Source organism: Quisquiliibacterium transsilvanicum (assembly GCF_014202215.1).
Lineage (GTDB): Bacteria > Pseudomonadota > Gammaproteobacteria > Burkholderiales > Burkholderiaceae_E > Quisquiliibacterium > Quisquiliibacterium transsilvanicum.
On the sequence record NZ_JACHGB010000003.1, the window covers coordinates 80,142 to 102,111 of the forward strand.

Consider the following 21,970-nt stretch of genomic DNA (forward strand, 5'->3'; position numbering starts at 1 on the left):
CTTGTCCACCCTCCCCCTCGGCATCTACCAGCGCCTCGTCCACGAAGGCGAATGGGACGAGATCCAGCGCCTGGAGCGTGAAGGGCGCGCCTGGACCGATGTCCCCGGCGAGTCCGAGCGCCGGCAGCTGCTGGCCGACGAGTTCTCGGCCCGCGTGCCCGAGCTGCTCGATGCAGTGGCCAGCGGCTCCGAGCAGGAAGCGGAGGCGGCGCGCCGGGAGCTGAAACTGATGGCGGCGCTGATGCAGGCGGCGCGCACCAGCGTGCCTGCCTCCGCCCTGCCCCTGCCATCGCCCCAGCTGCGGGTGCTGCGCGCGATCCACGAGCCCAGCCTGCGGCCGACCTTGCCGCGCACCGGCCTGCGGTACCCATGGCTGTTCACGTCGGCCAAGGGCGAGCCCAGCCTCTACTCGGAGCTGCGCGCGGAGCTCGGCACTGCGCATCGGCTGGACCTGATCATCAGCTTCATCAAGTGGAGCGGGCTGCGCAAGCTGCAGGACGTGTTCGAGCGCGCCACCGCGGCGGACGCGAGCGGCGCGACACGTACGAAGATCCGCATCCTGACGACGACCTACATGGGCGCGACCGACCGGCGGGCGGTGGACGCGCTGGCGAGCCTGCCCGGCGTGGAGCTGCGCGTGTCGCTGGACGGCCGGCGCGAGCGCCTGCATGCCAAGGCCTGGATGTTCGGCCGCGCCAACGGCTTCGGCACGGCCTTCGTGGGCAGCGCCAACCTGTCGAAGTCGGCGCTGATCGACGGCATCGAGTGGACGCTGAAGATCTCGCAGGCGCGCGAGCCCGCGCTGTTCGAGGCGGCGCGCGCGAGCTTCGAAGCGCACTGGGAGGACCCGGAGTTCCAGTCCTACGACCCGCGCAACCCCACGCACGGCGAGGCCCTGGAGCGTGCGCTGGCCGAGCAGCGTGCGGGCGCGGGCAGCACGGCGCCAATGGTTCGAACCTGGTTCGACCTGCAGCCCAAGCCCTTCCAGCAGGCGATGCTCGACCGCCTGGATCACGAACGCGCGCAAGGGCGCAGCCGCAACCTGCTGGTGGCCGCCACCGGCACCGGCAAGACCGTGGTTTCAGCCTTCGACTACAAGCGACTGTGCGGGCGCGCCGGCGGGCGCCCGAGGCTGCTGTTCGTGGCGCACCAGCGCCGCATCCTGGAACAGGCGCGTGACACCTTCCGGCAGGTGCTGCGCGACGGCAGCTTCGGCGAGATCCTCGACGGCGAGACTCGGCCGGCAAGTCACGACCACCTGTTCGCGATGATCCAGACGCTGTCGGCGCGGCAGCTGGTGCAGAAGCTCGGCGCGGAATTCTGGGCGATGGCGATCGTCGACGAGGCGCACCACGTTCCGGCGCCCACCTTCGACGCCTTGCTGCGCGAGCTGCGTCCACGGCTCCTGCTCGGGCTGACTGCGACGCCTGAGCGTGCTGACGGCAAGTCACTCAACGCCTGGTTCGATGCCCGCCCGGACGGCTCGCCTGCCTGCTCGCTGCGCCTCTGGGACGCGCTCGACCAGCAGCTGCTGTGCCCTTTCGAGTACTTCGCCAGCAGCGACGAGGTCGACCTGCGCGGCGTGGACTGGGGCCGCGCGGGCGAACTCCAGCAGCTGGGCCGGATCGTCGGCGCGAGCCAGGTGCGCGCACGCAGCGTGCTGCAGGCGATCGAGCGCTACGTCGACGACCTGGGCGCGATGAAGGCGCTCGCATTCTGCGTGAGCGTCGAGCACGCGCGCTTCATGGCCGCCTTCCTGTCCGCCAGGGGACTGGCCGCGCAGGCGCTCTCCGGCGAGGACCCGCAGGCGGTTCGCGCCGACGCGATCGGGCGCCTGGAGAGCGGCGAGCTGCGCGCGCTGTGCACGGTGAACCTGTTCAACGAGGGCGTGGACATCCCGTCGGTCAACACGCTGCTGCTGCTGCGGCCCACGCAGAGCCCGGTGGTGTTCCAGCAGCAGATCGGCCGTGGCCTGCGCCTGCACGACGGCAAGGCCAGCTGCCTGATCCTGGACTTCATCGGCCAGTACGGCGCGGACTATCGTTTCGACCTGCTTTACCGCGGCCTCACCGGCATGGGGCGCCGCCAGCTGCAGCAGTCGGTCGACCAGGGTTTCGGGCTGCTGCCCTCTGGCTGCCACCTGCAGCTGGATCGGGTGTCCCGCGAGCGGGTGCTCGAGAACCTTCGACAGTCGCTGCGCACCGGCAACCTGCGGCTGCAGCGCGAGCTGGCGGCCTGGGCCGCCAGCAGCGAAGGGCCGCCGAGGCTGGCCGATTTCCTGTCGAGCCAGATGATCTCGCCCGCCGAGCTCTACGATTCGCGCCGCTCGTGGACCGCACTGAAGCGGGCCGTCGGCCTTTCCGCGCCGCCGCCCGGCCCGCGCGACGAGGACCTGCTTGCACGGATCGGCACGCTGGTCCACGTTGACGATCCCGGCCTGCTGGCGGCGTGGTTCGCCTGGCTCGACGGTGGCGACGCAGGCGAGCGTCAGGTGCTGATGCTCGCGCACCAGATGCTGCACGAACGCGACCTGGTGACCAGCGACGACTTCCGCGCTCTGCTCGATGCGCACCCCGCCGTGGCGCAGGAACTGCGCGAGCTCTTCCAGCTGCTCTGGGACGCGAGCGACGTGGGCGCCGTCGCGGCCGATGGTGCGCCCGCGCAATGGCCGCTGGCGCTGCACGCCCGCTATGGCAGGCGCCAGGTGCAGGCGGCAGCGGGCCACGCGAACGCGGCCAGGCGCCCCGCGCACCGGGAAGGCGTGCTGCTGCTGAACGACGAACGCATCGAACTGCTGTTCGTCACGCTGGACAAGCGCGAGGGTTTCAGCGAGACGGTGCGCTACGACGACTACGCGATCAGCCCGGCGCGCTTCCACTGGAAGACGCAGAACCGCGCCAATCCGTCGAATGCCTCTGGGCGCCGCTACCTGGAAAGCCCGGGCAACGGCTGGCGCTTCTTCCTGTTCCTGCGCGAAGATCGGGATGCGGCGTTCGCGTTCGCGGGGCGGGTGGAGCTCGAATCCCACGAATACGACGGGCGCGGACCGATCGGCATCACCTGGCGGCTGGCGCAGCCGCTGGGCGCGGAGCTGTTCCGCCGGTTCAGCGTGCTGCGGGACGCGTGACGCGTGACGCGAACCAGGGAGGATCGGATGCAAGTCACCATCGTCGGCGCCGGCATCGGCGGCCTCACCGCAGCGCTCTCGCTGCACGCGGCCGGCATCTCCTGCCGCGTCTACGAAGCCGCCGCGCAGCTCCGTCCGCTGGGCGTGGGCATCAACGTGCTGCCGCATGCGGTCAAGGAGCTGGAGGACCTCGGGCTGCTGTCGGCGCTCGAAGCGGCCGGGGTGCTCACGCGCGAGGTGGTCTACGCCACGCGCGGCGGCGACATCATCTGGCGCGAGCCGCGCGGGCGGCTGGCGGGCTATCGCTGGCCGCAGGTGTCGATCCACCGCGGCACGCTGCAGATGCTGCTGCACGATGCGGTGCTCGCTCGCATGGGACCTGACGCGGTGGTGCCCGACCACCAGGCGGTCGACGTTTCCAGCACGGGCGAACGCGCCACGGTGCGGTTCCAGCGCCGCAGCGACGGTGCGGCGCTGCCGCCAGTGGAGTCCGACCTGGTGATCGCGGCCGACGGCATCCACTCGGCGATCCGCGCCAGATTCTTCCCCAACGAGGGCCCGCCGAAGTGGGGCGGCATGATCCTGTGGCGCGGCACCACGCTGGCCAGGCCCTTCCTGAGCGGCGCCACGATGGCGATTTCGGGAAACGCGAAGACCAAGTTCGTCTGTTATCCGATCCGTCAGCTGGACGACGGGCGCCAGCTGATCAACTGGATCGCCGACGTGGCCGACCAGGCCGAGGGCTTTCGCACGGTGACCGACTGGAACCGCAAGGGTTCGCGCGAGGCCTTCCTGCCCTACTACGCGGACTGGTCGCGCGAAGTGCTGGACATCCCTGCCCTGGTGAACGCGACGGAAACGATCTACGAGTATCCGATGAGCGACCGCGACCCGCTGCCCGGCTGGGTGTTCGGACGCGTCGTGCTGCTGGGCGACGCGGCGCACGCGATGTACCCGATCGGCTCCAACGGCGCCGCGCAGGCCATCCTGGATGCGCGCCGGCTGGCGCTCGAACTGGCCACGCGCGAAGGCGTCGACGAGGCGCTGACCGCCTACGACGCGGCGCGCCGCCCGGCGATGACGGGGCTGCTGCAGGCCCACCGCGCCGAGGGCGCCGACGTCATCCTGGACATGGTGGAGGAGCGCGCGCCCGGCGGCTACGACGACCTGGAGACGGTGCTGCCGATGGCAGAGCGCGAGGCGATCGCGCTGGCCTACAAGCGCAAGGCGGGCTTCGACCTGCAGGCACTCAACGCGTCGCCGCCGATGACACCGCCCGCGGTGCTCGCTGCGCGCTCACGTTACCGCTGATTACCGCTGATCGGGCTCACCGCCTGCGCGCCGGCAGCCCCGCCGCCGCCAGCATCCCCAGCACGTTGCCGGCCCCCGCGATCATCACCGCAGCGCCATAGCCCTCGGTGCGATCGAACAGCCAGCCGGCGAGCACCGGCAGGCTGACCGCGGCGACGCACCAGGCGATGTAGAGCCGCCCCGCGACCAGGCCGAAGGCGTTGCGGTGCCAGTACTGGGCGATCGCTCCGGCGGTGAGCCCGGAGACGATTCCGTAGCCCATGCCGATCATCGACAGCGCGGGGATCGCCACCAGCGGTCCCGGCCAGAGGGTGAGGATGAGCACCCCGGCCAGCGACCAGAGATGCGCGCCGATGGCCACCCGCGGCACGGGGAAGCGGTCGACCAGCCAGCCGCCGCCGGTGCGCGCGGCGGCGATCAGGCCGGTGATCAGCGTGGTGGCGCCCAGCGCCAGCGCGGTCCTGCCGCCGTAGGCCTGGACGATGCCCGCGGCCTGGCTCATCACCATCAGGCCGGCCGCGGCCGCGAAGAAGAAGACCAGGAAGAGCCTGGCGAACAGTCCCCAGTGCGGGTCGGCGTCGGCGCCGCCGCCGGTGCTGGCGTCGTGCATCGCGATGCGCGCCACCCGCATCAGCCAGCCCGCGATCGCCGCGGCGAGCAGCACCGTCACGCCGAGCCCCGCCAGCGTCTGGCGCAGGCCCCAGGCGTCGATCGCCCAGCCGAACACCGGCGCGCCGATCATCGCGCCCAGCGGATACAGGGCCACGATGAAGCCGTTGACCAGGCCGCTGGGCATGGCCATCGTCTGGTTGACGCCCTGCTGCACCAGGATGAAGGCCACGCCGCCTCCGAGGCCGAACATCACCCCGTAGCCGAGCAGCAGTTCGGCGAAACCGTCGGCAGCCGCGGTCAGCCACAGGCCGGCGGCGCTGCAGGCCCCCGCGGCCAGCACCAGGGCGACCGCTGGCAGCCGCCGGTAGAGCCAGGGCGCGACATTCATCCCCACGGTGAGGCTGATGGTGGCCAGCGCGAACACCAGGCTCATCTGCGCGCGCCCGATGCCAAGCATCGCCTCCATCGGGCGCAGGAAGACGCTGAACGCGTAGATGGTGCCGAAAGGCAGGTTCAGCACCGTGGCGGCGGCGATCGCGGCCACGGTGCGCTGGCGCGGCGTCATCGCGCCGGCTGCGCTCATGCGGCGGACGTCCGGCCGCCGGTGTCTACGACGCTGTCCATGCGGCTCACATTCCCATCGCCCACTGGATGATCGTCTTCGCGATGAAGCCGAGCATGCCGAACGCGAGCACGAAGAACAGCACGAAGGTTCCCAGCTTGCCGGCCTTGGACTGGCGCGCCAGGTTCCAGATGATGAACAGCATGAAGCCGATGAAGGCGGCCAGCCCGAAGGTGACGCCGAAGTTGGAGACCTGCTCCTCGGTGAAGCCGAACATTTCGCGGCCCGCCCTTCAGTAGCGCGGCGGCAGCGAGGCCGCGTCCACGCTGTCCGAGTACGCGTGCCAGGTGGCGTGGCCCAGCAGCGGCACCAGCACCACCAGCCCGACCACGGTGGCCAGCCCCACCAGCGTGAGCAGCATCACCAGCGCGGCCCACAGGCCCATGGCAGCCGGGTTCTCGCCGACCGCGCGAACGCTGGTGAGCACCGCGGTGCGCATGTTCACCTCGCGGTCGAGCAGCATGGGCACCGCCACCGCGCCGATGGCGAACACCAGCGCGGCGAACACGCCGCCGGCGGCCAGCCAGAGCAGGAAGGGCAGCGGATCGGACGCCAGCACGAAGCCGCGCAGGAACTGCCCGACGCCGCCGCCGGGGTTGCCGGTGGACGCCGACACGATCAGCATCGACAGCCCGACCCAGAGCGTGCCCAGCAGCGCGAGCAGGATGCCGAGCCGCACCATGCACGGCCCGCCGCGCACCCAGACCGCCAGCACGTCGGCCACCGTGGGACGCTCGCCGCGTGCGAGCCGGCGGCTCACCTCGTAGAGCCCCGCGGAGAGCATCGGCGCGAGCAGAAGGAAGCCGGAGAAGGCGCCGGCCAGCAGGTCGTGGCGCCCCCAGCCGATCGCAGCGATGGCTGCGCCGGCGGCGAGGAACACCAGGCCATGCAGCAGGCTGGGCAGCGGGGCACGGACCAGGTCCTGCCAGCCCAGGGCGAGCCAGCGCAGCGCGCTTGCGTTGTCGAGCGGCCGCACGGGGGCGGTGATCACGGGGTCGGTCATCCGCCTATGGTAGCCGCCCCGCTCGCCCGCCGTCGGCGCCGCCTCCTCAGCCCGGGCCGATCTTCGCCTGCAGGTAGCGGATCAGGTCGTCCAGGGTGACCAGCTTCTGGTAATCGGCCTCGGGAATCTCCACCTGGAGCTGCTGGTGCAGCGCGACCCGGAAATTGAGCCAGTCCATCGAGTCCAGGTCGACCTGGCTGCGCAGCGTGCGCTCGGGGCGGATCTCGGCCGGCTCCACCTCGGGCGCGATCTCCATCAGGATCTCCAGGATCCTGCGCTTGAGCGTCTGTTCGTCCATTGCTGCTTCCATTGCTGCTTCCCTTCGATCCGGTCACTTCTCGTCGGCGAGTTCCTGCGGGTGCTGCAGCCAGTCGCGCAGCTCGGCCAGGAACACCGCGCCGCGATGTCCGTCGGAGACCCGGTGGTCGGCGGCCAGGCTGGCCACGGTCACGGGCATCGGCCGCATCCAGCCGTCCTGCGCCCACGCGCGCTCCACGACCCGCCCGAAGCCGACGATGGCGACCTGCGGCGGGTAGATGACACCGAACACCGAATCGACGCCCTGGTCGCCCAGGTTGGTGACGGTGATCGTGGGGTCGGACATCTCGGAGCTGCGCAGCGAACCCGCGCGGGCGCGCTTGACCAGGTCGGCCAGGCCGCGCATCAGGTCCTCGAGACTGCGGGTGCCGACGTCGTGCAGCGCGGGCGCCACCAGCCCGGCGCCGGCGCGCAGCGAGATCGCCACGCCGGCATGCACCACCGCGCTCGGCTGGAAGACGCCGTCGCGATTGAAGCCGTTGAGCTCGGGCGTGCGGCGCAGCGCCACTGCCACGGCCTTCAACTGCAGCACCGCGGGCAGGATGCGCTCGGTGATCGGCAGGCCGGCGTTGCGCTGCGCCAGCCAGCCCAGCGCGTGCGCCATCGGGATGGTCTCGGACAGGTAGTAGTGCGGGATCTCGCGCTTGGACCGGCTCATCGCGGCGGCGATGGCCGCGCGCATGGCCTTCTGGCGGTCGGTGCGGGAGGCATCGGCAGCGGACCGGGCGGCGGCCGGCGGGGGAGCGCCCTCGGCAGCGGGGGCAGACGCGGCGGCGGCGGCGGGGGCAGACACCGACGCGGCCGATGGTCCGGCCGCGGCTGCGGCCACCGCGACGGAGTCTCCGTTCTGGGCGGACGGCACGGCGCTTGCCGCGGCCTGTTCCACGTCGGCGATCGTCACCGCGCCGCCGGGACCGGTGCCGGTGAGGCGATCCGGATCGAGGTCGAGCTCGCGGGCTCGCCTGCGCGCAGCGGGAGAGATCGGGCGCCGGACCGCGGTGAGCGGCGGCGGTCCTGCGGGCGCGATGACAGGCCGGGGCGGCGCAGCACCGGCTACGGGGGCGGGTGCCGGAGCGGCCGGCGCTGCGACAGGCGCCGGCGCTGCGACCGGTGCCGGCTCAGCGACCGGTGCCGGCTCAGCAACCGGTGCCTGCTCAGCGACCGGTGCCTGCTCAGCGACCGGTGCCTGCTCAGCGACCGGTGCCGATGCTGCGACGGGTGATGCTGCGACGGGTGATGCTGCGGCGGGCGCCGGAGCTGCGACGGGCGCGGGTGCCGCCGCAGCAGCAGGCGCAGCAGCGGCGGCCGCCTCCCCCGCCTCCGTCAGCGTCACCATCACAGTGCCCACCGGGAACTTCTCGCCGGGCTGCACCAGCAGTTCGACCACCGTGCCGGCATGCCAGATCTCGACTTCCACTGCGGCCTTCGAGGTGTCCACCACGGCGATCACCTGGCCGCGCGCCACCGCGTCGCCGGGCTTCACCTTCCATTCGAGCAGCGTGCCCTCGTCCATGTCCGCGCCCAGCGAGGGCAGCTCGAAGCGGATCACGATGCGCCTCCGAAGAGCCCGAGCGCGACGGCGACGATCTTCGGCACCTGCGGCAGCGCAGCCTCCTCCATGTGCTTCGCGTAGGGGATGGGCACCTCCTCGCTGCACACGCGCGCCACCGGCGCGTCCAGGTCGTAGAAAGCCTGCTCCATGGCGATCGCGACGATTTCCGCGGCGAGGCTGCCGGTGCGCCAGCCCTCGTCGACCACCACCGCGCGCCGGCAGCGGCGCACCGATTCGACGATCGCGGCGGTGTCCAGCGGCCGCAGCACGCGCAGGTCGAGAACTTCTGCGTCGATGCCCTGCGTGGCCAGTTCCTCGGCCGCCTGCATGGCCTTGGGCAGGCAGCCGCCCCAGGCGATCAGGACCACCTGGCTGCCCGGCCTGCGCACCCTGGCTCCGGCGATCTCCACGCGACAGGGCTCGGGCAGTTCGCCCTCCAGGTTGTAGAGCTGCACGTGCTCGAAGATGATCACCGGATCGGGGTCGGCGAGCGCGCCGGCCAGCATGCCTCGCGCATCCTCGATGGTGCCCGGCATCAGCACCTTCAGGCCGGGGACGTGCGCGTACCAGCCCTCCAGGCTGTGCGAATGCTGGGCAGCGAGCTGGCGCCCGGCGCCCGTGGCCATCCGGATCACCAGCGGCACCGAGAACTGGCCGCCGGACATGTGCCGCAGCAGCGCGGCACTGTTTACGATCTGGTCGAGCGCCAGCAGGCTGAAGTTGACCGTCATGATCTCGACGATCGGCCGCATGCCGCCGAGCGCCGCTCCGATGCCGGCGCCGGTGAAGCCCAGCTCGGAGAGCGGCGTGTCGCGCACGCGCTCCGGGCCGAACTCCTCGAGCAGTCCCTTGGACACCGCGTAGGTGCCGCCGTAGCGGCCCACGTCCTCGCCCATCAGGAACACGCGCGGGTCGGCGGCCAGCGCCTCGCGGTGCGCCTCGCGCAGCGCCTCGCGGAAACTGAGCTTGCGCACTGCGCTCATGCTTCGATGCCCCCCGGGCGGCGTCGGCGCCCATGGACCGTCTGACTGATGCTGCCACGCAGCGGCGCACCGCCCGCCCGTCGTGTCTCCTCGAATCGGGGCTTCATCGCGCCTCCTCCGGTGCCGCCGGCGTATGCACGTCGCGCAGCAGCTCCTCCACCGGCTCCCAGCTGCCCGCCTCCGCGAAGGCCACCGCCTCCTCTACCTCGGCCTGCGCGGCGGCGTCGATCGCGAGGAATTCCTCCTCGGTCAGCGTGCCCTGCGCCTTGAGCCGCGCGCTGAAGGTGTGGATCGGGCCGCGGGTCTTCCACGCCTCCACCTCCTCCTTCGAGCGGTAGAGCTCCGCGTCGAACATCGAGTGGGCGCGGAAACGATAGGTGCGGCACTCCACGAACATAGGCCCGCCGCCGTCGCGGACCAGCTCGGCGGCGCCCTGCACCGCCTCGCGCACCGCGGCCACGTCCATGCCGTCGACCCGCGTGGCCGGCATCCCGTAGGAAGAGGCCTTCACGCAGAGATCGGCCTGCGACTCGTAGCGCTCGATGGCGGTGCCCATCGCGTACAGGTTGTTCTCGCAGACGAACAGCACCGGCAGCTTCCAGACCGCGGCCAGGTTCATCGCCTCGTGGAAGGCGCCCTCGGCGACCGCGCCGTCGCCGAAGAAGCAGGCGGTGAGCGCGCGCCGGCCCTGCATCCGGTCGGCCATCGCGAGGCCCGCTGCCAGCGGCAGGCCGCCGGCGACGATCGCGTTGCCGCCGTAGAGCCGCGTGGCCGCGTCGAACAGGTGCATCGAGCCGCCGCGGCCGCGCGCGCAGCCCTCCTGCCTGCCGAACATCTCGGCCATGATCGACTTCATCGGCAGTCCGCGCACCAGCGCATGCCCATGCTCGCGATAGGTGGCCACCACGTTGTCGTCGGCGCGCAGCGCGTTGAGCGCGCCCACCGCCACGGCCTCCTCGCCGATGTAGAGGTGCAGGAAGCCGCGGATCTTCTGCTTGCCGTAGAGCTCGGCGCAGCGCTCCTCCATCCGGCGGATGCGCACCATGTCGGCGAGGATCTTCAGCGCCAGGGACTTGTCCCAGCGCACCGGCCCGGAGGGCGGCGGGTCCACCCGAGTGCTCATGCGATCCCTCCTGAGATGACGGGCTGCCTGGCCGGGCTCATCCCCTGCGCCCGATTCCCTGCCAGCGCCCTCACGACCCGGCCTCCAGCGTCGAGGTGTCGCCTTCGGGCAACCCGAGCTCACGCGCCTTGAGCAGCCTGCGCATGATCTTGCCGCTGCGGGTGCGCGGCAGCACCGGCAGGAAGGCGATCTCCTTGGGCGCCACCGCGGCGCCCAGCCGCTTTCGGGCGTGGCCCAGGATGTCCTTGCGCAGCGCCTCGCTCTCCGCGTGGCCCGTCTTCAGCGACACGAAGGCCTTGACAACCTCCCCCACCGTGGGATCGGGCTTGCCGATGACTCCGGCCTCGGCCACCGCCGGGTGCTCCATCAGCACGCTCTCCACCTCGAAGGGCCCGATCAGGTGGCCGGCGGACTTGATGACGTCGTCGGCGCGGCCGACGAACCAGTAGTAGCCGTCGGCGTCGCGGCTGACCAGGTCGCCGCTCAGGTAGAGCTCGCCGTCGAAACTCTTGCGGTAGCGCACCTCGTTGTTCAGGTAGCCGCGGAACATCGACGGCCAGCCGGCGCGCAGCGCGAGCTCTCCTTCCACACCGGGCTCGTCGATCACCCGCACCTTGGGCGGCTCGCCCTCGACCTCCAGGTGCTCGACCACGAAAGCGTCGATGCCCGGCAGCGGACGCCCCATCGAGCCGGGCTTGATGTCGAAGGCGGGGGTGTTGGCGATCATGATGCCGCCGGTCTCGGTCTGCCACCAGTTGTCATGGATGGGCAGGCCCAGCACCTCCTTGCCCCACCAGACCGCCTCGGGGTTCAGCGGCTCGCCGACGCTGGCGATGAAGCGCAGCTCCGGGTAGGCATGCGCACGGGCGACCTCGGCGCCCGACTTCATCAGCATGCGGATCGCGGTGGGCGCGGTGTACCAGACGCTGATGCGCTCCTCGGCAAGCAGCCGGTACCAGCGCTGGGCGTCGAACTCCTCGCGGTCCACCAGCGAGGTCACGCCGTGCAGCAGCGGCGCGATGATGCCGTACGAGGTGCCGGTGACCCAGCCGGGGTCGGCGGTGCACCAGTAGCGGTCCTCGGAGTGCAGGTCCAGCGCGTAGCGGCCGGTGGCGTGGTGGGTGACCACCGCACCATGGACGTGGATCGCGCCCTTGGGAGTGCCGGTGGTGCCGCTGGTGAAGTGCAGCAGCGACGGGTCCTCCGGCATGGTGGGCTCGACCCTGGCCTCGTCCGAGGCGGCCGCCATCAGCGCGGCCAAGTCCAGCGTGCCGGGAATGCCGGTGGCGCCGCCTTCCTCGGCCACCAGCAGCACGTGCTTCAGCGAAGGCATGGCGTCGCGCACCTTGGCCAGCTTGCGCTCGTAGAGCGCGTCGGTGGTGACCAGCACGCTGCCCTCGCCGATGTTGATCCGCGTGGCGATCGGCTCGGGGCCGAAGGCGGAGAACAGCGGGGTGACCACGGTGCCGTTCTTCAGCGCACCCAGCACCGCCACGTAGAGCTCCGGGATACGGCCGGCGAGCACGAAGAGGCGGTCGCCCCTGCCCACGCCCAGGCCGCGCAGCACGTTGGCGAAGCGGCTGGTGCGGCGCGCGAGCTCGCCGTAGCTCAGGTCGAGCGGGGGCGCAGTGGCGGATACGAAGCGCAGGGCGGTCCGGTCCCGCAGCGGGCCCGCGGCATGGCGGTCGACTGCTTCGAAGGCGATGTTCAGGCCACCGCCGGGGAGGCCGTGCAGCTGCGCACGCGCCGCCTCCCAGGAGAAGGCCCGGCGCGCGGCGCCCTGCCAATTGTCAATCGGCGCCGAAGGGTTTCCACCGAAGCATCGGCGCGCGCTCCGCCCCCCGACGCGGTAGCATCCTCGCAAGGTGCGCCCGTCGACGGGCGCCGATAATGACGGCCGATCGGGCCAGCGGAGGATGCGATGCGGTGGCGGGGAGAACGGGAAAGCTCGAACGTGGAGGATCGCCGCGGCGCCTCCGGTGGCCGCGGGTTGTCGATCGGGCGCGGCGGCGTGGGTCTCGGCACCATCGTGATCGCCTTTCTGGCAGCCTGGCTGTTCGGCATCAACCCGATGACCGTGCTGTCGCTGCTCACCGGCGGCGGCGACCTGGGCGTGAGCACGACGCAGACCGCTCCGCAGACCCAGCCCGGGCAGAAGCCCCAGGATGAGGGCGGCCAGTTCGCCTCGGTGGTGCTGGCGAGCACCGAGGACACCTGGCAGAAGATCTTCCAGCAGGCAGGGGCCCGCTACACCCCGCCCACGCTGGTCCTGTTCAGCGGCCGCACTTCGAGCGCCTGCGGCCTGGGCGACGCCGCCGCGGGACCGTTCTACTGCCCCGGCGACCGCAAGGTCTACGTCGACCTGAGCTTCTTCCAGCTGCTGCACCAGCGCTTCGGCGCCGCCGGCGACACCGCGCAAGCCTACGTGATCGCGCACGAGGTGGGCCATCACGTGCAGAACCTGATCGGCACGATGGACAAGGTGCAGGGGATGCGAAGCCGCGTCGGCCAGTCGCAGTACAACCAGCTCTCGGTGCTGCTCGAGCTGCAGGCGGACTGCTACGCGGGCATCTGGGCGCACCACTCGCAGCAGAGCCGGCAGTGGCTCGAGCCTGGCGACGTCGAGGAGGCCATGCGCGCCGCGGCCGCGGTCGGCGACGACAACATCCAGCGCCGCACCCAGGGCACGGTGGTGCCGGACGCCTTCACCCACGGCACCTCGCAACAGCGGATGCAATGGTTTTCGAGAGGCTTCGAGAGCGGCAGCGTCCAGGCCTGCGACACCTTCGCGGGCCGCTGAGAACGCGGGGAGAGGGATCGATCGCGTTCGGGGCGTGTACCTCGACAGGTCATGCTTTGCACGCCATGGCCCCCCGCACAAGGCACAGGCACAGGCACACGCGACCATGACCTCTAGGCGCGGGGCGCAGGCTCCTTCTGCAGCAGCGCCAGCACTGCGCCCAGCGCCAGCACCCCCACCGAGGCGGCGAGGCCCGGGCGCAGCGAGCCGCTGAGGTCCGCCAGCCAGCCGGTGAGCACTGGGCCGACCACCTGGCCGGCGCCGAACACGATGGTGAACACGGCCATCGCCGACCCCCAGGCGCGCGGCGCCAGCCCGCGCTTGACCAGCACGGTGACCGAGGCCGGCACGCAGAACATGCCGATGCCGAACAGCAGCGCTGACAGCGGCATCCAGTCGCCGTCCGCCAGCACCAGCGCCAGCACCGCTCCAAACGCCAGACAGGCGAGGCCGGCCGCCATCGGCCGGCCCCCGGGCCAGCGCTCGAAGGGGCCGTGCCACAGGAAGGGCGCCGCCAGCGAGGCCAGCCCGAGCAGGCTCCAGGTGGCGATCACCGCGCCGGTGCCGGCGCCGTTCTCGCGCATCAGCGCGATCACGAAGGTCATGTAGCCGATGTAGCCGACCGCGAACATCAGGTAGCCGAGCATCTGGAACGCAAAGGGCCTGGCGCTCCACCGGGCGTCGCCCGCCGCCGCCCCGGGCTCCGCGATCCGGGTGGCCGCCCAGGCCGCGGCCAGCGCCATCGCGAGCGAGACCCCGCCCATCGCCTGCCAGACGACCGGCCAGACGGCATCGCCCCTGGCATCCAGCAGCAGCGGAATGCCCGCTCCGGACAGCACCATGCCGATGCCGGCCGCGCCGATGTAGACGACGATCGAGGTGGTGGCGAAGGACGGGCGTTCGGGCCAGACGCTGGCGGCCAGGGCACCGCCGCAGATGAACACGGCAGCGCCGCTGACGCCCGCCACCAGGCGAGCCGCCGACAGCAGGCCGAGATCGCGGGTGAGCCCGGCCGCGAGGATCGCCAGCGCAGTGACCAGCATCCCCGCCTGGAATATCCGCCGGTTTCCCAGCCGCACCACCAGCAGGCGGGTCAGCACGGCGCCGGCGAGGTAGCCGGCCGCGTTGACCGTGTTCAGCCAGCCGGCCTGCGCCCAAGTCCATCCAAGGTCGGCGCGCATCGCGGGCAGCACCAGCGCATAGGCGAAGCGCGCGGACCATCGCCGGACTATATCCGCCCCGCGAGACTCAGCGCTGCATCACGTAGGTCCCCGGCGCATCGCCCAGCACCCGGTAGCCGGCCTGGGCGTTGCCCATCGGCGGCGGGGGCACCGGCGCGCCGGAACGGGCGTCGAGCCAGCGCGCCCACTCCAGCCACCAGGAGCCCTCGTGCTTTTCGGCGGCCGCCAGCCAGGCGTCGGGATCGACGTAGCGGTCGTCCTGCGCCCGCGTCAGCACCTGGTAGGAGCGGCGGGGATGGCCTGGCTCCGACACGATGCCGGCGTTGTGCCCGCCGCCGGTCAGGACGAAGGTGACCTCGGTGTCGGTGAGCAGGTGGATCTTGTATGCCGAGCGCCAGGGCGCGACATGGTCCTTCACCGTGCCGACCGAGAAGATCGGCGCGCGGATGTCGGTCAGCGCGATCGGCCTGCCGTCCACCTTGAAGCGTCCTTCGGCCAGGTCGTTGTCGAGGAACAGCCGGCGCAGGTACTCGGAGTGCATCCGGTAGGGCATGCGGGTGGCATCGGCGTTCCAGGACATCAGGTCGTTGAGCTCCTGGCGCTCGCCCATCAGGTAGTCGCGAATGATCCGCGACCAGACGAGGTCGTTGGACCTGAGCATCTGGAAGGCGCCGGCCATCTGCGTGGTGTCCAGGTAGCCCTGCTCCCACATCATGTTCTCGAGGAAGGCCAGCTGGCTCTCGTCGATGAACAGCGTGAGCTCGCCGGCCTCCTTGAAGTCGGCCTGAGCGGCGAAGAAGCTGACCGACGCGAGACGGTCGTCGCCGTCGCGCGCCATTGCGGCCGCAGCGATCGATAGCATGGTCCCGCCCAGGCAATAGCCGGTGGCATGCACACGCTGGCCCGGCACGATCTCGGAGATCGCGTCGAGCGCAGCCATCACGCCCAGCGTGCGGTAGTCGTCCATGCCCAGGTCGCGATCCTCGGGCCCGGGGTTGGTCCAGGAAACCATGAACACCGTGTAGCCCTGGCCCGTGAGCCAGCGGACCATCGAATTCTCAGGGCTGAGGTCGAGGATGTAGTACTTCATGATCCAGGCGGGCACGATCAGCACCGGCTCGGGGCGCACCGTATCGGTGGTTGGCGCGTACTGGATCAGCTCGATCAGCCGGTTGCGGTACACGACCTTGCCGGGGGTGATCGCCACATCACGGCCGGGGACGAAGTTCTCCAGACCCGGCGGACGCTCGCCGCTGAGTCCGCGCTGCATGTCCTCGATCATGTTCTGCATGCCGCGAAGCAGGTTCATCCCGCCTTCTTTCGCGGTGCGCTCCAGCACCTCTGGATTGGTGAGCGGGGAATTGGACGGCGAGAACACGTCCAGGATCTGCCGCGCGGTGAACTGCACCTGGTTCTCGTGCTTCTCGGACACGCCGCGCACGCCCGTGGTCGCGTTGAACCACCACTGCTGGTTGAGCAGGAAGGCCTGGTGGATCAGGTTGTAGGGCCAGCGCTGCCAGGAAGGATCCGAGAAACGCTTGTCCTGGGCCAGCGGCTCGATGCAGAGGCCGCCCGGCTGCCCGGCATTCGCAGCGCAGTTGGCCGCGTAGCCGGCGAAGCGCGCCGACTTCTTCAGTGCCTTCTCGGCGAGCCGCATCTGCTTGCCGGGCGCAGCCGCCAGGTGGAGCGCCCAGTCCAGATAGGCGCCCGCGAGCGCAGCCGGCGACATTCCGCCGGTCAGGCGAGCGGTGGCGGCGTGCACCGTCCGGTCGACGATGTCGGTGAGGGCGGTGGCCGCGAAGGAATCGCGCTCGGGGGGCAGGCCGACGAGCGGTGAGGGGATCGGTTCGGCGGGTGCGGGCACGGCGACGGCGGGCGTCACTGCCGCCGCCGGGGTCACTGCCGCCGCCGGGGTCACTGCCGCCGCCGGGGTCACTGCCGTCGCCGGGGTCACTGCCGTCGCCGGGGTCACTGCCGTCGCCGGGGTCACTGCCTTCGCGGGCGTCGCTGCCTTCGCGGGCGTCGCTGCCTTCGCGGGCGTCGCTGGCTTCGCGGGCGTCGCTGCTTTCGCTGGCGTGATTGCCTGCGCGGGCGCTGCCGCCATCACGGGCGCGGCTGCCTTCACGGGCGCGGCTGCCTTCACGGGCGCGGCTGCCTTCACGGGCGCGGCTGCCTTCACGGGCGCGGCTGCCTTCACGGGCGCGGCTGCCGCTTCTGGTGCCGCTGCCACCACGGGCGCCGCTGCCGTCACGGGCGCCGCCATCGAAATGGGCGCTGCGGGCTCGAGAGCCGTTGCCGCAGAGGCCGAGACGGTCGGGGCCGCTGGCGCGGCCGCAGTGACGGATTTCGACTCCTGCGGGGGCTCCTTCGCAACGTCCATCGCTGTGTCCACCGCAGTCACGGTCGACCGCCTGGTCCTCCTGCTCCTGTCCGCGGTCCTGATGCCTGGCTGGCGTGTCGTCATGGTCTTGTCCGTTCGAAGGCCCGCAATGAGCCTGGGAAAACCCTCATTGTGAACCTCATCATGCGTCGCCGCATTGACAAGCGTCGGGATGCGCCGATGTATACAATCCTCGCCTCCCCGGCTCCGAGACCTCCCACGTGTCCGATTTCCTTGCGGTGCTGCCGCAATACTTGCTCCCGAAGCTGGCTCTCACCCGCATGGCGGGCCGATTCGCGCGGGCACGCGCCGGGCGCTGGACGCAGGCGGCCATCCGGCATTTCATCCGGCGCTACGGAGTGGACATGGGCGAGGCGGCGCAGCCCGACCCCTCGGCATACGCCACCTTCAACGAGTTCTTCACGCGCGCGCTGCGCGCCGATGCGCGCCCGCTTGCCCAAGCCGGCTGGCTGTGCCCGGTGGACGGCGCCATCAGCCAGTTCGGCGCCATCGAGGGCGACCGCTGCTTCCAGGCCAAGGGCCACAGTTTTGGCACGCTGTCACTGGTGGGCGGCGACGCGGCGCTGGCAGACCGTTTCCGCGACGGCCACTTCGCCACGCTCTACCTGAGCCCGAAGGACTACCACCGCATCCACATGCCCTGCGACGCTCGGCTGCGCCGGATGATCCACGTTCCCGGCGCGCTGTTCTCGGTGAACCCGGCGACCGCGCGAGCGATTCCTGGGCTGTTCGCGCGCAACGAACGGGTGGTGTGCGAGTTCGACACCGCGCACGGCCCGATGGCGCTGGTGCTGGTCGGTGCCACCATCGTCGGCAGCATGGCCACCACCTGGCACGGGGTGGTGAACCCGCCGCGCCCCGGCACGGTGCGCGAGTGGCGCTACGACGACCGTGAGATCGTCCTGGCGCGCGGCGCCGAGATGGGCAGGTTCATGCTGGGCTCGACCGTCGTGATGCTCTTCCCGGCGGGCAGCATCCGTTTCGCGGCCGGCTGGGCGCCGGCCCGCCCGGTGCGGATGGGCGAGGCGATGGGCGAGACGCCCGCCGCCCCGCCTTCGTTCAGCTCACCCGGGTAGGGATCTTGTTGAACGGCATGCCGCGATCGGCGCGCATGTCCGCCGGCAGCCCGAGCACCCGTTCCGCGATGATGTTGCGCAGGATTTCGTCGGTGCCGCCCTCGATCCGGGTGGCCGGCGAGCGCAGCAGCATCGCCTGGAAGCGCGCCATCGCGCTGGCCTGCTCAGGGTCGACCAGCGCGCCGGCCTGGCCCTGCAGGTCCATCGCGAACATCGAGATCTCCTGCAGCGTGCTGCCCGCCACCAGCTTGCCGATCGAGTTCTCCGGGCCGGGCTCCTGGCCCTTGGACAGGGCAGAGATGCTGCGGTAGGCGGTGTACTTCAAGCCGCTGGTGCGCACCGCCCAGGTGGCGAGCTTCGAGCGCACCGCCGGATTGTCGATCGCCAGGCCATCGCCCGTGTCGAACTCGCAGCAGAAGTCGAGCAGTTCGGGGAAGCCGGTGGGCATCCCGGAGCCGATCGACAGGCGCTCGTTCATCAGTGTGGTCAGCGACACGCGCCAGCCCTTGCCCACCTCGCCCAGGCGCTGGTGGTCGGGAATGCGCACGTCGGTGAAGTAGACCTCGTTGAAGTGCGACTGGCCGTTGACCTGCTTGATCGGGCGCACCTCGACGCCGGGCGCGGTCATGTCGAGGAAGAACATCGTCAGGCCGTCATGCTTGACGACGTTGGGATCGGTGCGCGTGAGGATCATCCCGTACTGCGAATGCTGGGCGCCGCTGGTCCAGATCTTCTGGCCGTTGATGACCCACTCGTCGCCGTCCCGCTCGGCCCTGGTGCGCAGGCCGGCGAGGTCGGAGCCCGCGACCGGCTCGGAAAAGAGCTGGCACCAGATCTCCTCGCCGGAGGCCAGCGGCGGCAGGTAGCGCTTCTTGTGCTGCTCCTGCGCATAGGCCATCAGCGTGGGGGCGATCATGCCCTGGCCAATGATGAAGGTGCCGGAGAGCTTGGCGTAGACGCCCTCTTCCTGCTGCATGATCACGCGCTCGATCGGCGTGGCGCCGCGGCCGCCGTATTCCTTCGGCCAGTGCAGGCAGGCCCAGCCGGCGTCGAATTTCTTCTTCTGCCAGGCGCGCGAGGCGGCGATCACGTCGCCGGTGCGCAGCGGCGGCTGGCCGAAGCCGGCAAGCTCGAGCTCCTCGCGCAGTTCGTGGGGGGCGTTGGCCTGGATCCACGCGCGCGCCTCGGCGCGGAATGCGGCTTCCTGGGGGTTGTCGTCGAAGTTCATGGTGTGTCGGGTTCCGTGCGTTCAGTCGCTGGGCTCAGGCTGCGCGGCGCGCGCGCAGCCGCTCGACGAGCTTGTCTTCCCAGCTCGACAGGCTGCCCAGCGCGAGCGCGAGCAGGTTGGAGCGGCGGTAGTGCAGGTGGCAGTCGAACTCCCAGGTGAAGCCCATGCCGCCGTGCACCTGGATGTTGTTGCGGGCGCAGTGCTGGTAGGCCTGCGTGGCGCTCACGCGGGCCGTGGCCGCAGCCTCGGGCAACTCGGCGGCATCCGTCGACAGCGCCCATGCGCCGTAGTAGGCGTTGGAGCGCGCCAGCGTGGCCGACACGTACATGTCGGCCAGCATGTGCTTGACCGCCTGTAGCGAGCCGATCGGCCGCCCGAACGCGAAGCGCTCCAGCGCATAGTCGCGCGCGGTCTCGAGCGCGCGGTCGGAACCGCCCACCTGTTCGAAGGCCATCAGCACCGCCGCGCGGTCGAGCACGGCGTCGAGGATCTCCCAGCCTGCGCCGTCGGCGCCGAGCGCCTCGGCGGGCGCCTGGTCGAACTCGATGCGGGCCTGGCTGCGGGTGGGATCGACGCTGGGCACCGCCTCGCGCCTCACTCCGACTCCGGCCAGGTCGACGATGCACAGCGACACGCCGCCGCCCTGACCGCGGGCGGCTACCACTGCGAAGTGGGCGATGTCGCCATCGGCGACCGGCAGCTTCGTGCCGCTGAGCTTGCCGCCGGACAGGCTGGTCGCGATCGAGTCAGCGGTGGTCCGTCCGGCGCGCTCGGCCAGCGCCAGCGTGCCGATCAGTTCGCCGCTGGCCAGCCCGGGCAGGTAGCGCTGCTTCTGCTCCTCGGTGCCGGCACGCAGCAGCAGTTCGGCCGCAAGGCCGATCGACGACGAGTAGGGCACGGGCGCGACCGCGCGGCCCAGCTCCTCGGCGATCACGCAGGCCTCGAGGTAGCCGGCGCCGAGGCCGCCATAGGCCTCGGGAATCGCCGCGCCAAGAAAGCCCTGGCCGGCGAGGCCTTTCCACAGTTCGGCGTCGTAGGACTGCGGGCCATCGAGCACCGCGCGCACGGCGGTGCGGTCGCAGCGGTCGGCAAGGAAGCGGCGCGCCTGTTCTTTGAGCTGCTTCTGTTCGGGGGAGAAGTCGAATTCCATCCTGTTGTCCTGTCGGTCGCGTCGACCCGTGCTTGCGTCGGAGGTGAGCCTTCGATTATCGACGACCCGGCATGCGCTCCGTCTCGGCTGCGGGGGCGATGCCGGCGCCAGGCGCGAACGCTGAGGGAGAAATGGAACGATCGGGGCGGCGCGGCCGTCCGCTACCGTGGCTTGACGCATCCGGGACGGCGCAGGCCCTGCGCCGTCCGGCCATGCCCGGAGTTGCCGGGCCTATGCGAGTTCGTAGCCCAGGAGCCCCTGTCCGATGACCGCGATCAGCGCCCCTTCGGCCGACAGATCCGAGTCCGGCGTCACCGCATCGATCGCCGAGCGCAGCGTGGGCAGGTCGGTGGTGCTCTGGTTCATCACCTCGGTGTAGTACTTCGCCACCTCCACCTGGTTCAGGAACTGGCGCGCCGTGCCGCCCCACTGCGGATCGTCCAGCGGCTTGGTCGCCAGATTGCCAAAGACCTTGTAGATCACGTCGCCTGCGGTCCAGCCGATGCCGAAGGCTTCGACGATGTCGTTGACCGCCTCCAGCTTGGCCGCGGCATCCGCGCTGTCCTTGACGATGTTCGCCACCATCGCCTCGGCCAGCGCCTGCTCGTCCAGCGTGGCCGGGTAGACCTCGGTGAACTGCGGCTTGGTCGTGAACACGTCGACGATTTCCTTCACGCTCATCCCGTAGCGCGAGGCCTCGGCCAGCTGGTCCATGTAGGTGACGCCCGGTGCGGCGTCGAAGGCCACGATGAAGAACTGCCAGAGATCCACGGGTAGGTCATCCCAGGAGCCGTGCGCCCGCTCCTCGACGATCACCGTCCGGTCCTGGAACTGCAGGCGCTCGAACCCCCAGACGACATCGGCGCCCTCGGCGCCCGAGCGATCGGTCACCCCCCACGCACCGGTCCCGTAGGCAAGCCTGTGATCCGCCGCGGTGCCCGACCAGACGGCGATATCGGCACCGCTGCCGCCAGCCATCGTGTCGTTGCCGCCTCCGCCCATGAGCAGGTCGTCACCCGCAAGGCCCTGCAGAACGTCGGACGAAGCGCCGCCGTAGATCTGGTCGGCCCCTGCCAGCAGCAGCGCCATTCCCCCCGGATCGTCCTCGTGCTCGAGGACCTGCCCGATCGTGACGCTCAGCTGGCTCCAGTCGAACAGCAGCCCGCCGCCGCCGTCGCGCCACTCGACCGCGTGGAGCGGGCTCGACAGGATCGCCTGCCCGCTCGAAATGTCGAAGAGTCCGGTGTACCGGACCGTCGAGAAGTACAGCGGATCCTGCAGCAGCACCTCGGTATCGGTGTAGTAGACGATGTCGTAGTCGTACCCCGAATCGTAGGCGCTGAAACCGAACCATCCGGTATCGGACATGTTGGCGGCGACGTCGCCGAAGACGAGCCTGGTCATCTTGTGTCTCCCTGGGTGGAGTGCCATGGCGGTCGACCTCGGGCCAGCCCCGCCCGTCAGGCCGGGGAACCGCAGGCCG

Annotated in this window: 18 protein-coding genes; 5 read left to right on the top strand and 13 right to left on the bottom strand. The window is 70.9% G+C overall.

Features of this window, described 5'->3' with window-relative positions; genetic code table 11:
- Position 1: 1 nt before the first annotated feature.
- Both HNQ70_RS06925 and HNQ70_RS06930 read left to right on the top strand, forming a co-directional pair.
- Positions 2-3,127: a DEAD/DEAH box helicase gene (locus tag HNQ70_RS06925; protein ID WP_183965703.1), complete on the top strand. Its 3,126-nt coding sequence runs from the start codon at positions 2-4 to the stop codon at positions 3,125-3,127.
- A gap of 27 nt (positions 3,128-3,154) precedes the next feature.
- On the top strand, positions 3,155-4,438 hold the full coding sequence (locus HNQ70_RS06930) for a flavin-dependent oxidoreductase (RefSeq protein WP_183965705.1): 1,284 nt from the start codon (positions 3,155-3,157) through the stop codon (positions 4,436-4,438).
- Positions 4,439-4,454: 16 nt separating this feature from the next.
- Here the strand turns inward: HNQ70_RS06930 and HNQ70_RS06935 are convergent, their stop codons facing one another.
- The 8 genes from HNQ70_RS06935 to acsA form a co-directional block, all read right to left on the bottom strand.
- Entirely contained in the window at positions 4,455-5,633 is a 1,179-nt protein-coding gene (locus tag HNQ70_RS06935) for an MFS transporter (RefSeq protein ID WP_183965707.1), read from the bottom strand.
- Between the two features lie 46 nt (positions 5,634-5,679).
- On the bottom strand, positions 5,680-5,889 hold the full coding sequence (locus HNQ70_RS06940; protein WP_183965710.1) for a DUF2788 domain-containing protein: 210 nt from the start codon (positions 5,887-5,889) through the stop codon (positions 5,680-5,682).
- Positions 5,890-5,904: 15 nt separating this feature from the next.
- Positions 5,905-6,675 carry a DUF2189 domain-containing protein gene (locus HNQ70_RS06945; RefSeq protein ID WP_183965712.1) on the bottom strand — a complete coding sequence of 257 codons (771 nt, stop codon included), beginning with the start codon at positions 6,673-6,675 and terminating at the stop codon, positions 5,905-5,907.
- Between the two features lie 46 nt (positions 6,676-6,721).
- Positions 6,722-6,973, bottom strand: coding sequence for an acyl carrier protein (locus HNQ70_RS06950; protein WP_183965714.1), 252 nt, complete (start codon positions 6,971-6,973; stop codon positions 6,722-6,724).
- 33 nt (positions 6,974-7,006) lie between these two features.
- Positions 7,007-8,542, bottom strand: a complete 1,536-nt coding sequence (locus tag HNQ70_RS06955) for a 2-oxo acid dehydrogenase subunit E2 (protein ID WP_183965716.1) — start codon at positions 8,540-8,542, stop codon at positions 7,007-7,009.
- Positions 8,539-9,528 carry an alpha-ketoacid dehydrogenase subunit beta gene (locus HNQ70_RS06960; protein ID WP_183965718.1) on the bottom strand — a complete coding sequence of 330 codons (990 nt, stop codon included), beginning with the start codon at positions 9,526-9,528 and terminating at the stop codon, positions 8,539-8,541. Before HNQ70_RS06960 ends, HNQ70_RS06955 begins: the two co-directional genes overlap by 4 nt.
- Before the next feature lie 103 nt (positions 9,529-9,631).
- Positions 9,632-10,651 (bottom strand): pyruvate dehydrogenase (acetyl-transferring) E1 component subunit alpha, encoded by a 1,020-nt coding sequence (gene pdhA / locus HNQ70_RS06965; protein ID WP_183965720.1) that lies wholly within the window; start codon positions 10,649-10,651, stop codon positions 9,632-9,634.
- 70 nt (positions 10,652-10,721) lie between these two features.
- Complete coding sequence (acsA, locus tag HNQ70_RS06970; RefSeq protein WP_183966689.1) at positions 10,722-12,446, bottom strand: acetate--CoA ligase; 1,725 nt, start codon at positions 12,444-12,446, stop codon at positions 10,722-10,724.
- A 126-nt stretch (positions 12,447-12,572) separates the two neighbouring features.
- On the opposite strand from acsA, the gene ypfJ reads away from it, so the two are divergent.
- The gene (gene ypfJ / locus HNQ70_RS06975; protein WP_183965722.1) at positions 12,573-13,451 is read left to right on the top strand and encodes a KPN_02809 family neutral zinc metallopeptidase; all 879 of its coding nucleotides are present in this window, start codon (positions 12,573-12,575) and stop codon (positions 13,449-13,451) included.
- A 113-nt stretch (positions 13,452-13,564) separates the two neighbouring features.
- Here ypfJ and HNQ70_RS06980 read toward each other — a convergent pair whose 3' ends face one another.
- Both HNQ70_RS06980 and HNQ70_RS06985 read right to left on the bottom strand, forming a co-directional pair.
- The gene (locus HNQ70_RS06980; protein WP_343060712.1) at positions 13,565-14,683 is read right to left on the bottom strand and encodes a YbfB/YjiJ family MFS transporter; all 1,119 of its coding nucleotides are present in this window, start codon (positions 14,681-14,683) and stop codon (positions 13,565-13,567) included.
- 16 nt (positions 14,684-14,699) lie between these two features.
- Positions 14,700-16,496 carry a PHA/PHB synthase family protein gene (locus HNQ70_RS06985; RefSeq protein WP_425504343.1) on the bottom strand — a complete coding sequence of 599 codons (1,797 nt, stop codon included), beginning with the start codon at positions 16,494-16,496 and terminating at the stop codon, positions 14,700-14,702.
- On the opposite strand from HNQ70_RS06985, the gene HNQ70_RS19920 reads away from it, so the two are divergent.
- Together HNQ70_RS19920 and asd are read left to right on the top strand one after the other, a co-directional pair.
- Positions 16,423-17,148, top strand: a complete 726-nt coding sequence (locus HNQ70_RS19920; protein ID WP_221302704.1) for a hypothetical protein — start codon at positions 16,423-16,425, stop codon at positions 17,146-17,148. The genes HNQ70_RS06985 and HNQ70_RS19920 overlap by 74 nt on opposite strands.
- Before the next feature lie 85 nt (positions 17,149-17,233).
- A complete protein-coding gene (gene asd, locus HNQ70_RS06990; protein ID WP_183965726.1) occupies positions 17,234-18,109 on the top strand; it encodes an archaetidylserine decarboxylase in 876 nt (291 codons plus the stop codon).
- Here asd and HNQ70_RS06995 read toward each other — a convergent pair.
- From HNQ70_RS06995 to HNQ70_RS07005, 3 genes are all read right to left on the bottom strand, one after another.
- Positions 18,093-19,337: an acyl-CoA dehydrogenase gene (locus tag HNQ70_RS06995; protein WP_183965728.1), complete on the bottom strand. Its 1,245-nt coding sequence runs from the start codon at positions 19,335-19,337 to the stop codon at positions 18,093-18,095. The two genes, asd and HNQ70_RS06995, sit on opposite strands and share 17 nt — an antisense overlap.
- 34 nt (positions 19,338-19,371) lie before the next feature.
- Positions 19,372-20,487 carry an acyl-CoA dehydrogenase family protein gene (locus tag HNQ70_RS07000; RefSeq protein ID WP_183965730.1) on the bottom strand — a complete coding sequence of 372 codons (1,116 nt, stop codon included), beginning with the start codon at positions 20,485-20,487 and terminating at the stop codon, positions 19,372-19,374.
- Positions 20,488-20,718: 231 nt separating this feature from the next.
- Positions 20,719-21,891 carry a hypothetical protein gene (locus tag HNQ70_RS07005; protein WP_183965732.1) on the bottom strand — a complete coding sequence of 391 codons (1,173 nt, stop codon included), beginning with the start codon at positions 21,889-21,891 and terminating at the stop codon, positions 20,719-20,721.
- Between the last annotated feature and the right edge of the window lie 79 nt (positions 21,892-21,970).

Excerpts from the sequence above, each read along its gene's own strand:
- pdhA (WP_183965720.1), bottom strand. The coding sequence starts at position 10,651 with ATGAGCACTCGGGTGGACCCGCCGCCCTCCGGGCCGGTGCGCTGGGAC.
- HNQ70_RS06930 (WP_183965705.1), top strand. The coding sequence starts at position 3,155 with ATGCAAGTCACCATCGTCGGCGCCGGCATCGGCGGCCTCACCGCAGCG.
- HNQ70_RS06960 (WP_183965718.1), bottom strand. The coding sequence starts at position 9,528 with ATGAGCGCAGTGCGCAAGCTCAGTTTCCGCGAGGCGCTGCGCGAGGCG.
- ypfJ (WP_183965722.1), top strand. The coding sequence starts at position 12,573 with ATGCGGTGGCGGGGAGAACGGGAAAGCTCGAACGTGGAGGATCGCCGC.
- HNQ70_RS06940 (WP_183965710.1), bottom strand. The coding sequence starts at position 5,889 with ATGTTCGGCTTCACCGAGGAGCAGGTCTCCAACTTCGGCGTCACCTTC.
- HNQ70_RS07005 (WP_183965732.1), bottom strand. The coding sequence starts at position 21,891 with ATGACCAGGCTCGTCTTCGGCGACGTCGCCGCCAACATGTCCGATACC.
- HNQ70_RS07000 (WP_183965730.1), bottom strand. The coding sequence starts at position 20,487 with ATGGAATTCGACTTCTCCCCCGAACAGAAGCAGCTCAAAGAACAGGCG.
- HNQ70_RS06995 (WP_183965728.1), bottom strand. The coding sequence starts at position 19,337 with ATGAACTTCGACGACAACCCCCAGGAAGCCGCATTCCGCGCCGAGGCG.
- HNQ70_RS06935 (WP_183965707.1), bottom strand. The coding sequence starts at position 5,633 with ATGAGCGCAGCCGGCGCGATGACGCCGCGCCAGCGCACCGTGGCCGCG.
- HNQ70_RS06945 (WP_183965712.1), bottom strand. The coding sequence starts at position 6,675 with ATGACCGACCCCGTGATCACCGCCCCCGTGCGGCCGCTCGACAACGCA.
- HNQ70_RS06950 (WP_183965714.1), bottom strand. The coding sequence starts at position 6,973 with ATGGACGAACAGACGCTCAAGCGCAGGATCCTGGAGATCCTGATGGAG.